Origin of the sequence: Cellulosimicrobium arenosum (assembly GCF_014837295.1) — a bacterium.
GTDB classification, from domain to species: Bacteria; Actinomycetota; Actinomycetes; order Actinomycetales; family Cellulomonadaceae; genus Cellulosimicrobium; species Cellulosimicrobium arenosum.
In genome coordinates this window covers 1-8,694 of record NZ_JACYHB010000022.1, presented here as the reverse complement: position 1 = coordinate 8,694, position 8,694 = coordinate 1, and the positions used below count along the sequence as shown (strand labels likewise).

Sequence of the window (8,694 nt, the reverse complement as noted above, 5' to 3'; positions counted from 1 at the left end):
TCACCAGATGCCGCCTCACGACCGTCACCGATCCGGGAATCGAGGTGAACCCCGACCCCATGCTCGAGCTCAGCGCCTGACCCCAACAAAGATCACGCAGCGCTACACCACTCCAAGGGGCTTGACCGGTCCTTGAATGGGCGGCGCCGACGGAGAGGTTTCTTGAGACCGCAGCGGCGGCTCGAGAATTGCGCCGGTCGATGAGCAGATCCGACGCAGGCGTGCGAGCTGTAGCTGAGGAATGAAGCCGGGGCAGGCAATGAGAATCGGCGACTGTGATGTGTCTCTGCGAGACCGCCCACCGGGGATACCCCTTCGAGTCAGGAGGGCGACCAGCGTGGGCGTGGCGCCGGTCTGGGCGCAGCCACGATCACATCGGGCTTGTCACGTGGACGATCCTGAGTGGGCCTTCTTCAGGTGTGGGCGTCTCGAACCCGTCGATGTACGCGATCGCTCGCTCGCGCGACACAGCGATGTCGTCCGGGCCGGAGTTCTCGCGCTGGGCCAACCTGTCCAGGAGGATCGACCGCCTGGTGTCCAGGTAGTAGACGACCGGGACGACGCCGAGGGGGGCGCAGAGCCGCCTGAACTCATCGCGCGAGGCACGGGACCAGAACGAGGAGTCCACGACGACGCCCTTCCCCTGCTTCACACAGTCGACGAGCTTGTCCTGGAGCGTTCCGTTGACGACCTGGCGCGCGTCGTCGCCGATCGGGTGGGTCCGGTGCCCGAGGGCCCACGCCTCGCCGTCGAACGAGACCCTGACATAGCCCCGGGCCTCCAGGCCACGCGCGTAGGTCGACTTCCCCGATCCAGCCGGACCGCACATGAGGATGACCTGGTCCACGTAGCCAACCCTATGCGGGCTCAACGCAGGTGAGGGACAAAGGCGGTGACGCCCGGGTAGGAGTCGAGGCCTGCATGATCACCTACGGCCGGCATCACCCGGAAATCCGCTTGACCATACCGCCGTGCCGTAAGCCGATCCCCTACCGAGACACCCCGCGCACGCCCACGCGGCGAGGCTGTGAATCGCAGAGATAAGTGGCCTGATTTCCGCAGAGCAATCTGCCCGCTCGCACGTGTGTGCGCGAGGAAAGGCGAAGGTTCCGGCATCGGCGGAGTTCGGCTGTCACATTGACTGCCGCAACCACCGTCTGCGCGACGTAGAATAGATGACGAGTTATGTGACACTTTTCGTGATTTCTCGGCTTCGAGGTCGCTTTGTCACGTAAACGATCGAATAAATGACAATGGAGGTGCAGGGTGCTGGTCGGGTACATGCGGGTGTCCAAGGCCGACGGGTCCCAGGCCACCGACCTGCAGCGCGACGCCTTGCTCGCCGCCGGCGTGAAACCCAAAGCGCTGTACGAGGACAAGGCCTCCGGCAAGAGTGACGACCGCCCCCACCTCGCTTCCTGCCTGAAGGCCCTGCGAGACGGAGACACGCTGCTGGTGTGGAAGCTCGACCGGCTCGGGAGGGACCTGCGCCACCTGGTGAACATCGTGCACGACCTCACCGAGCGGGGCGTGGGCCTGAAGGTGCTCACCGGCCAGGGCGCGGCCATCGACACCACCACCGCCTCCGGCAAGCTGGTGTTCGGGATCTTCGCGGCCCTGGCCGAGTTCGAACGCGAACTGATCTCCGAACGCACCAAGGCCGGCCTGGCCTCGGCCCGGGCCCGGGGCCGCAAGGGCGGCCGGCCCTACAAGATGACCCCGGCCAAGATCCGCCTGGCGATGGCCTCCATGGGCCAGAAGGACACCAACGTCAGCGCGCTCTGCAAGGAACTGGGCATCACCCGCCAGACCCTCTACCGCCACGTCTCACCCACCGGTGAACTCCGCGAGGCCGGACAGAAGGTGCTGGCCCAACGTCGATGACCACCGCGGAACACAGGCGGGAGGCCTGCCACGGGTGTTCCGTATGGCGCACCGTCGCGAAACGAAGCACCGGACGGGTCCTACGGGATGCCCCGCCAGGCGTGCTTGAGTGTGCGCAGGTCAAAAGCGGGGGCGTACGGTGGGGGTTGCGGTACCGGCTCATCATCAGAACCGCTGTCAACGTCACGATGATAACGAGCACAAGGACGAATGGCGCGACCACCGCAAGCGTGTACAGAGCGTATGCCTTGGGATCGAGCAGCGGACCCGGGCACTATCCCGGCTCGATCGCTACACATCAACTCAAGGCGAGCCCCTTGACGCGTGGTTCCTGGGGGCGTTTGCTGTCTAGCGATGGGGCCGGCGTCGGAGAGGCCTTGCCAGAAAGACATCGAGCAACACAATCGGATCGGAGTAGACATGAAAGCAGTGGTGTACGAGGGACCCCGTCAGGTCAGCACGAAGGACGTCCCGGACGCGAAGATCGAGCGACCCACCGATGTCCTGGTCAGGGTAACGACGACGAACATCTGCGGCTCGGACCTCCACATGTACGAGGGGCGGACCTCCTTCGAAGTAGGCCGGACGTTCGGTCACGAGAACATGGGGGAGGTCATCGAAGTCGGTAGTGGCGTGGAGAAGGTCAGGGTCGGAGACCGGGTTGTGCTCCCGTTCAACATCTCGTGCGGATTCTGTAAGAACTGCGAACGCGGCCTGACCAACTACTGCCTCACCACCCAGCCTGACCCGTCTGCCGCCGGAGCGGCCTACGGATTTGCAGACATGGGCCCCTACGGCGGCGGCCAGGCCGAGCTGCTCCGGGTGCCCTTCGGCGACCACAACGCACTGCGCCTGGGCGAGGACGCCGAGGAGAAGGAGAACGACTACGTCATGCTCTCCGACATCTTCCCCACCGGCTACCACGCCACCGAGATGGCCGGCGTGATCCCGGGCGACAGCGTCGTGATCGCCGGGGCCGGACCGGTCGGGCTGATGGCCGCCCTGTCCGCGACGATCAAGGGCGCCGCGAAGGTCATGGTGGTCGATCGCCACCCCGACCGGCTCGCGCTGGCCGAGCAGATCGGAGCGATCGCCATCGACGACTCCAAGACCGACCCCGTGCAGGCCGTGCTGGACGAGACCATGGGGCTCGGAGCCGACCGTGGCTGCGAATGCGTGGGCTACCAGGCCCACGATCCCCAGGGCAACGAAGACACCGCCGCCACGCTGAACATGCTCATCAACTCGGTCCGCTTCACCGGAGGAATCGGCACCGTTGGCGTGTTCGTCCCCCAGGACCCGGGGGCCAAGGGCGAATTGGCCAAGCAGGGCAAGGCAGCCATCGACTTCGGCACCCACTGGTTCAAGGGACAGACCATGGGCAACGGTCAAGCCCCGGTCAAGAAGTACAACCGCCAGCTGCGAGACTTGATCGCGGCCGGCAAGGCGACCCCTTCCTGGATCGTCTCCCATGAAATCTCGCTGGACCAAGCCGCCGACGCCTACAAGAACTTCGACTCCAGGTCCAAGGGTTGGACCAAGGTCCTCATCAAGCCCGGCATGTCGACCGAGAAGAAGGCGAGCTGATATGGCCGCGGATCTGCAGGGCAAGAGAGTCGCGATCCTCGCCGCGGACGGGGTCGAGCGCGTCGAACTCGAGCAACCCCGCGAGGCTCTGGACAGGGCCGGCGCTCAGACCGAGGTCCTCTCGATCCACGACGGCGAGATCAAGGCCCGCGAGAACGACCTGGATCCGGCGGGGACGTTCGGCGTCGACGGGCTGGTGGCTGAGGCCTCGGTGGCCGACTACGACGCCTTGGTGCTTCCGGGCGGCACGGTGAACCCCGACAAGCTCCGGGTCGACGAGGACGCTGTCGCCTTCGTCCGGGACTTCGTCGAGAGCGGCAAGCCGGTGGCGGCGATCTGTCACGGACCGTGGACGTTGATCGAGGCCGGCGTGGCCACCGGTCGCACCCTGACGTCCTTCCCGAGCATCCGCACGGATCTGCGCAATGCCGGCGCGAACGTCGTTGACCAGGAGGTCGTGGTCGACAAGAATCTCATCACCAGCCGCTCGCCGGAGGACCTGCCGGCGTTCTCCGAGGCGATCGTGTCCCAACTCGCGGGCACCACGGCAAAGGAAGAGGAGAAGTCATGAGTGTGACCAAGGGATTGCTGGTCAGGTTTGACGCGTTGCCCGGCAAGGAGGACGACGTGAAGGAGTTCCTTGACAGCGGCCGTGCGCTTGTTGAGGAAGAGCCGGCGACCACCGCGTGGTTCGCGATCCGCCTCGGGCCCTCCTCCTTCGGGATCTTCGACGTGTTCCCCGATGACGCCGGACGTGACGCTCACCTGTCCGGCCCTGTTGCGGTAGCTCTCGGCGAGCAGACCGGTGCGTTGTTCTCCGAACCGACGATCGAGAAGCTCGACGTGTTGGGCTCCAAACTTCCCGCCTGACACCACAGACCGGGAGTACTGACCCCGACATGAGGGGTCGCTGCGCGCGGTGACTTCGGGCTGACACAGCCCGTTGACGTCGTGGCAGCGGCCCCTTCTCTTGCGGCCTATCGCACATCCCTAACAGATCGAGGAACCGCGATGACAGGAACTGACGACGACGTTGCCCCGACGCGTTCACCCGAGGTAGCAGTGATCGGGGGCGGGATCGTCGGTCTGTCGACGGCGTACGCGCTGCGGGAGCAGGACGTGCCGGTGCGCTTGTACGAGGCCGGTCTGCCCGGAACGGGTCAGTCCGCAGGCGAGTCGCGGATCTTCCGGCATGCCCACGACGACCCGCGACTCGTCGCTTTCGCGCGCGAAAGCCGCGGCGTATGGGATGAGTGGGCCGAACACTTCGACGTCGAGCTGGTCTCATCAGACGGTGTCGTGGCGATCGGCGACAGCGCCCTGGCGCGGCTGCGGGTGCTCGACCAGGTCGGCGGCGTGGAAGCGCACGAGATCGATGCAGCCGAGCTCGCCCAGCGAATGCCGCTGCTCGCTGGGTACTCGGGGCCAGCGGTGCTCGACGAGTCGGGCGGCGCGATCCGCACCCGCACCGCGATCACGGCACTCGCGGGTGCCCTCGCAGATGCCGTCACCACCGCAGAGGTCATCTCCATCGATCCCCGCGCCGATGGGACGGTCGAGGTGCGCAGCGTCACCGACCGGGCTGTCTACTCCAAGGTGGTCGTGTGCGCCGGCCGCGAAACTGCCCGCCTGGCCCGCAGCGTCGGCCTGTCGCTGCCGGTTCGCCTTGCCGCACACGTCCGGCTGACCTTCGACGTGAAAGCCGCCGCCCCGGCACGAGTCGCGTGCCTGCAGGACAGCAGCGGCGTCTTCGGCGAAGTCGGCGTGTACGCGACGCCGCTACCGGGCAACAGCAGTTATTCGGTCGGACTCAGCGAAACCGTCGGCGTCCGCGACGACGGAACGTTCATCGACCCTGCGGCGATTCGATCGCTGGACGAACGCGCGCGCGAATACGTGACACGGGCGCTGCCCGGTCTCCACCCAGAGCCGCGCGACTTTCTTCACTGCTGGGTGACCGACCTCCCATGGAGCGAGGACGGCGTGGCCGTGTGGGAGGCAGGCTCTGTCATTTTTGTGGCCGGTCACAATCTGTTCAAGCAGGCACCTGCGCTGGGTCGCGCTCTTGCCCGGGCTGCGACCGGCGGCGGTCTCGCCGCCGACCTCACGCCCGCCGCTCGCCTCGGCGAAGCCCTGCGATAGTTCGCCTGACCCCAGAACGGACGCACTCAATGGGTAAACGTCTCCTCGTCGAGGACAACGGCAGCCCGCCCTGGGTCAACCCAAAAGTTGCGGCTGGACAGCAGTCACAGGCTCAACCACCTTGTCATGGGGTGTCTTCATCGTGAGGATCGGTACGCGGAGGTGCCGCAGCGGGATCCGTCACTGCGGGATCCGCTCGCGGTGCGACCCGGCGCTGGATGATGAAACCGCGTCGCAGTGCGGGGTTCGGACCTAGCCGTCAGGTTGCCTGCTGCGCTCATCGGGCGACACAGCGTGCACGGTGATGCGGGGGCGGGCGTTGTTGACGTACCCCTTGGGGTTCCACAGCGCGGCTTCGTCCTCTGGCTGCGTAGCGGCCGAGGTGTCCCATGCGCGAACAATGATCTGGTGCTCACCTTGGTGAAGATCAACCTCGATCCTCCAATGCCGCCAGGCCCACGGTCCGAGGTCGTCCAACAACTCGGCCGGCTCCCAGGTCACTCCACGGTCCAGCGAGACGTCGACGCGAGAGACCGACCGCTCGCCGCCGGCGAAGGCGTAACCGCGGATCTCCAACGGCCCCGGGGCGACCCTGGCACCGTCGGCCGGGGACACCACGTCGGAATTCAGGGCCACCAGGTCCAGGGGCATCCCGATCCCGGGCGCAGGTGGGTCAAGCCCCTCGTGGTGGTGTAGCGGTCTGATCCTTCATGGGGGTCAGGCGCTGAGGCCGAGGGTGAGTTCGGCGTCGGGGTCCACCTCGTCTCCGGTGTCGCTCACGGGGGTGAGCCTGCAGCGGGCCAGGACTTCGAGACCGAGGTAGCGTCGGCCCTCGGCCCATTCATCGGTCTGCTCGGCCAGCACCGCCCCGACCAGCCTGACGATGGCCGCCCGGTTGGGGAAGATGCCCACCGCGTCGGTGCGGCGGCGGATCTCCCGGTTGAGCCGCTCGGCCGGGTTGTTCGACCAGACCTGCGTCCAGACGTCCTTGGGGAACGTGGTGAACGCCAGGATGTCCGCCCGGGCGGCGTCCAGGTGCTCGGCCACCGCCGGCAGCTTCTCGGTGACGTAGTCCAGCAACCGGTCGAACTGCGCGTGCACGCTGGCCGCATCGGGCTGGTCGTACACGCTGTGCAGCATGGCCTTCACGGCCGGCCACATGTTCTTCGGGGTGATGCCCATCAGGTTCGTAGTGGGTCCGGCAGCGCTGCCAGGTGGCCCCGGGCAGGTTCGCCGCGATGGCGTCCTTGAGTCCGGTGTGGGCGTCAGAAGTGACCAGGCGGACCCCGGCCAGACCGCGGGCCACCAGGTCGGCGAAGAACTCGTTCCACGCCGCCCCGGTCTCCGACGTGGCGACTCGCAGGCCCAACACCTCGCGGTGGCCGTCGCCGTTGACGCCGGTGGCCAGCAGGACCACCGCGTTGACGACCCGGCCGCCCTCGCGGACCTTCATGCTCAGCGCGTCGGCCGCCACGAACGTGAACGGCCCGGCCTCCCCGAGCGGGCGATGGCGGAAGGACTCGACCTGTTCGTCGAGCTCGGTGGCCATCCGCGAGACCTGGGACTTCGACAGGGCGTTGATGCCCAGGGTCTCGACCAACTTGTCCATCCGGCGGGTGCTCACCCCAGCCAGATAGCAGTCCGCGACCACGGTGATCAGGGCGGACTCCGCCCTCTTCCTGCGTTCGAGCAACCACTCCGGGAAGTAGGTCCCGGAGCGCAGCTTCGGGATGGCCACATCGACCGTGCCGACCCGGGTATCCAGATCCCGGTGCCGGTACCCGTTGCGCTGGGCGGACCGTGTCGGGGTGGGTTTGCCCCATTCGGCGCCGACCACCGCGTCGGCGTCATCGGAGAGCAGGGTGTTGATCATGGTCTGCAGCAGGTGGCGCATCATGTCCGGAGACGCCTCACGCAGGGCTTCGCCCAGCAGGCCGGCAGGGTCGACAATATGAGCAGCGGTCATCGTGGTGACTCCATTCGAGGATTCTGTGAGAGGTTGACTCGAAGGATCACACGGTGGCCGCGTCCATGTCAGGAATGACGTGCTGGACCACCGGGCGCTACACCACTATGCGGGACTCAACTCGCAGGTGACTGGTCTTCGCGCAGCAGCCGATAAACCACGTCTTGGAAGTAGCCGGCCCAGGGAGTGCTGCGGACCGCGATCTCCTCGAGCCACTTGACGCTACGCGCGCCAATGTAGCCCGGGACGACCACGCGCACCGGGGCGCCGTGCACGGGGGGCAAGGGGCTCGCCGTTCATCGCCCACGCCAGGATGACCTCTGGGCGGACGGCCTTCGCCAACGGGACGGAGCCTCCGAAACGCTGGGCGGGTCGGGCCTCGGTGGAGATGTCGGCCCCGACGAACCCGATGTGTTCGACCCCCGGGAGCGGCTTGGCGAGAGCGAGCACGTCAGCGAGGGCGATGCCGCTCCACGTCGCCGTGCCGGTTGCGCCGGGTCCCCACGGCGCCTCGCCAGGGATGTCACTGACCGCCATGAGTCCCGCACGTCTGTTGCCGGCGCACTGCAGGGTAGCGGTCACCTCGCGCTCAGCGAACACCTCGCGCAAGGTCGACAACGACAGCTCGAGCTCGCGTTCAACCGCACCGTGAATCCGCAGACGCCACGCGTCAGGATCCACCTCGGGCACCTCGCCGTGTCCGCGAACGTAGAACGCGTCCGTCGGAGTAAGCACCTCGGTGAACCCCGCCAGACCACTCTCGGCGTTGAAGGGTCGCGACTCGTGAACCACCATGTCACCGCGAGTTTCGTACTGGCCCACCAGCCGATACTAGGACCGCAGCCTGAAGCGAGATTTGCGCGGCCTCACCGATCTTGAGACGTAGCGTTGCCCGCGAGCCGGCCCTTCTCTGCGCGTTCCGCGCGACGGTGCGCCAGCGCAGCGTACCGGTGACCGATCCCCTTGCGAACACGACTGGACGTAAACGGGCTCATCCGATCTGAAGGTGTAGCGCCGGCGGGCTGATCTGGTCGGGATGCGGGTCGAGGTCCCCTGATGATGGGGGTTCCTACACCAACCCATCCAGAAGACCTCGACGTGAGCGACGCTACCTT

At 66.7% G+C, this 8,694-nt stretch carries 9 protein-coding genes and 1 pseudogene; 5 read left to right on the top strand and 5 right to left on the bottom strand.

The genetic code is table 11. From position 1 onward, the window contains the following. Positions 1 to 370: 370 nt before the first annotated feature. Positions 371 to 847, bottom strand: a complete 477-nt coding sequence (locus IF651_RS17230) for a P-loop nucleotide/nucleoside kinase family protein (RefSeq protein WP_232089073.1) — start codon at positions 845 to 847, stop codon at positions 371 to 373. A 419-nt stretch (positions 848 to 1,266) separates the two neighbouring features. On the opposite strand from IF651_RS17230, the gene IF651_RS17225 reads away from it, so the two are divergent. From IF651_RS17225 to IF651_RS17205, 5 genes are all read left to right on the top strand, one after another. Further along, positions 1,267 to 1,884 carry a recombinase family protein gene (locus IF651_RS17225; protein WP_191830361.1) on the top strand — a complete coding sequence of 206 codons (618 nt, stop codon included), beginning with the start codon at positions 1,267 to 1,269 and terminating at the stop codon, positions 1,882 to 1,884. A gap of 420 nt (positions 1,885 to 2,304) precedes the next feature. Continuing rightward, a complete protein-coding gene (locus IF651_RS17220) occupies positions 2,305 to 3,471 on the top strand; it encodes a glutathione-independent formaldehyde dehydrogenase (protein ID WP_191830360.1) in 1,167 nt (388 codons plus the stop codon). 1 nt (position 3,472) lies between these two features. Then, positions 3,473 to 4,042, top strand: a complete 570-nt coding sequence (locus IF651_RS17215) for a type 1 glutamine amidotransferase domain-containing protein (RefSeq protein WP_191830359.1) — start codon at positions 3,473 to 3,475, stop codon at positions 4,040 to 4,042. Beyond that, positions 4,039 to 4,341 carry a putative quinol monooxygenase gene (locus IF651_RS17210; protein ID WP_094450912.1) on the top strand — a complete coding sequence of 101 codons (303 nt, stop codon included), beginning with the start codon at positions 4,039 to 4,041 and terminating at the stop codon, positions 4,339 to 4,341. Before IF651_RS17215 ends, IF651_RS17210 begins: the two co-directional genes overlap by 4 nt. A gap of 141 nt (positions 4,342 to 4,482) precedes the next feature. Then, entirely contained in the window at positions 4,483 to 5,613 is a 1,131-nt protein-coding gene (locus tag IF651_RS17205; protein ID WP_191830358.1) for an NAD(P)/FAD-dependent oxidoreductase, read from the top strand. A gap of 252 nt (positions 5,614 to 5,865) precedes the next feature. Here the strand turns inward: IF651_RS17205 and IF651_RS17200 are convergent, their stop codons facing one another. From IF651_RS17200 to IF651_RS17190, 4 genes and pseudogenes are all read right to left on the bottom strand, one after another. After that, positions 5,866 to 6,264: a molybdopterin-binding protein gene (locus IF651_RS17200; RefSeq protein ID WP_191830357.1), complete on the bottom strand. Its 399-nt coding sequence runs from the start codon at positions 6,262 to 6,264 to the stop codon at positions 5,866 to 5,868. A 66-nt stretch (positions 6,265 to 6,330) separates the two neighbouring features. Beyond that, positions 6,331 to 7,579: pseudogene (locus IF651_RS17195) on the bottom strand (IS256 family transposase). A 116-nt stretch (positions 7,580 to 7,695) separates the two neighbouring features. Beyond that, positions 7,696 to 7,833 carry a molybdopterin-dependent oxidoreductase gene (locus IF651_RS18380; RefSeq protein ID WP_422110507.1) on the bottom strand — a complete coding sequence of 46 codons (138 nt, stop codon included), beginning with the start codon at positions 7,831 to 7,833 and terminating at the stop codon, positions 7,696 to 7,698. Continuing rightward, positions 7,802 to 8,374 (bottom strand): molybdopterin-dependent oxidoreductase, encoded by a 573-nt coding sequence (locus IF651_RS17190; RefSeq protein WP_277818696.1) that lies wholly within the window; start codon positions 8,372 to 8,374, stop codon positions 7,802 to 7,804. The genes IF651_RS18380 and IF651_RS17190 overlap by 32 nt, the downstream gene beginning before the upstream one ends. Between the last annotated feature and the right edge of the window lie 320 nt (positions 8,375 to 8,694).